Source organism: Mesorhizobium sp. M7A.F.Ca.CA.002.15.2.1 (assembly GCF_003998715.1).
GTDB classification, from domain to species: domain Bacteria; phylum Pseudomonadota; class Alphaproteobacteria; order Rhizobiales; family Rhizobiaceae; genus Mesorhizobium; species Mesorhizobium ciceri.
On sequence record NZ_RZPI01000794.1, the window covers coordinates 1 to 2,391 of the forward strand.

Here is a 2,391-nt window from a genome sequence, read left to right on the forward strand (position 1 = left end):
GCACAGCGCAGCATCCTCGCCTATCAGCGCACCGAGGAGATGACGGCCGACCGCTCGGCGATCACCTATCTCAACGCCACCGGCCAGTCCGGCATGGGCATGCTGAAGACATTCCGCCGCTTCCAGACCGCACTTTCGCTTTCGGGCGCCCAGGTCGATCCGTATCGGATCAGCCATCCGATGCCGCAGGACCGCATCGCCAATCTCGAAGTGCTGGTGAAACAGGACCCCAATGTCGACAGGCCGGACCCGCCCGCGCTGCAGCAGCGCCATGACATGATGCGGGTGAAGATCGCCGTTTACATGGAAGGCCAGGCGGCCGCGTCCCGGCTGATGCGAAAGATGCAAGGAACCCTCGCCGCCCAGTACGGCGACGCCCAGTCGACCTACCTGTTCGGCAACATCGCCGCCGCCCTCGCCAAGACCAATGCACTGATCAAAGCGCAACCGAAGAATGCCTACTTCCAGGAACTGCGCGGCGACATCCTGATGAAAGCCAACAAACCCAAGGAAGCCGCGGACGCCTATGCCAAGGCGGTCAGCCTCGATTCGGCTCGGTCCGGTCTGCTGCCAGTGTCCGTGGGCCAGGCGCTGATGGCCGTCGGCACGCCCGACTCCCTCAAAAAAGCCGTCGTGCAGATCAACAATGGCCTCGGTCGCGACAAGGAAAATTCAGCCGGATATCGCTATCTGGCGCAGGCCTATGGCGAGTTGGGCGACATACCTGGCGCTGAACTTGCCACCGCTGAAAGCCATTTCTATTCCGGCAACTACAAGGATGCGAAGATTTTCGCCATGCGGGCGCAGCAGCAGATGAAACGCGGCGAGCCGCGCTGGCTTCGCGCCCAGGATATCATAAACTACAAGCCATCAACCAAGATCAAGTGAACCTTCCGGCCCCGCGCCACGACATAGCCAGACCGGAAAACAGGCAGAAGGAACAGGAACGATGAAAAAGGCACTGCTGCTGGGCACCACGGGGGTTGCGGTCGCTCTGGCCATGCTGGCTTTCGGATTCGTTGCCGGAAACCCGCAGATCGCCAAGGCCGGGACCGCACAGCCGGTCGAGACGGCGGCGGCCGATACCAAGATCGACCGCACCGAGGTCGAAGGCATCATCCGCGACTATTTGTTGAAAAACCCGGAAGTTCTTCTGGAGGTCCAGGACGCGCTTGAGGCCAAGCAGAAGGAAGAGCAGCGCATCGCTCATCTCGGCGTGATCAAGGATGCCAAGGACCAGATTTTCAACTCCGCCTTCGACGGCGTCGTCGGCAATCCGACCGGCAAGGTCACCATCGTCGAGTTCTACGACTATAATTGCGGCTTCTGCAAACGTGCCATCGACGACATGAAGGCGCTGACCAAGACCGATCCGGACCTGCGTTTCGTGCTCAAGGAATTCCCCATCCTCGGACCGGATTCGCAGAAGGCGAGCGTGGTCTCGATGGCCTTCCACCTGATGCACCCGGAAAAGTACGGCGAGTTCCACAATGCGTTGCTCGGCGGTCAGGGACGCGCCACCGAGGCGGCGGCCATGAAGGTCGCGCTGTCGCTCGGCGCCGACGAAGCGGCGCTGCGCGAGAAGATGAAGGACCCGACAATCAACGAGGCCCTCGCCAAGACCTACGATCTTGCCAACAAACTGGCGATCACCGGAACGCCGTCCTATGTCGTCGGCAACGAGGTGGTGTTCGGGGCGCTCGGGCAGGAAGTGCTGGCTGAAAAGATCGAGGCGGCGAAAGCCGCGCTCTGATCTTGCTCGCCAGCTATCTCTCACTGGCACATTTCCGCCTGTTGTGGACAGTGAAAGAACGCACTTGCGCTCTTTCCGCGGGCGGCTATGCCCATTATAGAGGGCCCAGCGCGCCGGCTTGATGACGGCGCCGGGAAAGGTCGGCTTTTTTGAAAACGGTTTTCGTCCTGAACGGTCCCAATCTCAACGCGCTCGGCAAGCGCGAGCCGGGCATCTATGGCGGCAAGACGCTTGCCGCGATCGCCGACGACTGCAAGCAGGCAGGCACGGCGCTGGGGTTCGAGATCGATTTCCGCCAGTCGAACCATGAGGGCGACCTTGTCGACTGGATTCAGGAAGCCGGCGACAAGGCTGTCGGCATCGTCATCAACCCGGGCGCCTACAGCCACACCTCGATTGCCATCCACGACGCCATCCGCGCCGTCGCACCATTGCCGGTGGCCGAAGTTCATCTTTCCAACATCCATGCGCGGGAACCATTCCGCCACGTCTCCATGGTCGCGCCGGTCGCCGTCGGCATGATCTGTGGCTTTGGGCCGCTCGGCTATACGCTGGCGCTACAGGCGCTGGCCGCACGCCTATGACCGGCCAACAAACAGAAGGCTCGAAAATGTCGATAAAGAAGACCGGTGTTGACC

General features: G+C 61.4%; 3 protein-coding genes. All 3 read left to right on the top strand.

Going from position 1 to position 2,391, the window contains the following annotated elements; all coding sequences use genetic code 11:
- A partial coding sequence (locus tag ENZ74_RS29385; RefSeq protein ID WP_164761296.1) for a M48 family metalloprotease occupies window positions 1-888 on the top strand: 888 nt, incomplete at its 5' end.
- Window positions 889-949: 61 nt separating this feature from the next.
- Entirely contained in the window at window positions 950-1,753 is an 804-nt protein-coding gene (locus tag ENZ74_RS29390) for a DsbA family protein (RefSeq protein ID WP_013531360.1), read from the top strand.
- Window positions 1,754-1,902: 149 nt separating this feature from the next.
- A complete protein-coding gene (aroQ, locus tag ENZ74_RS29395; protein WP_013531359.1) occupies window positions 1,903-2,337 on the top strand; it encodes a type II 3-dehydroquinate dehydratase in 435 nt (144 codons plus the stop codon).
- The last annotated feature ends 54 nt before the right edge of the window (window positions 2,338-2,391 follow it).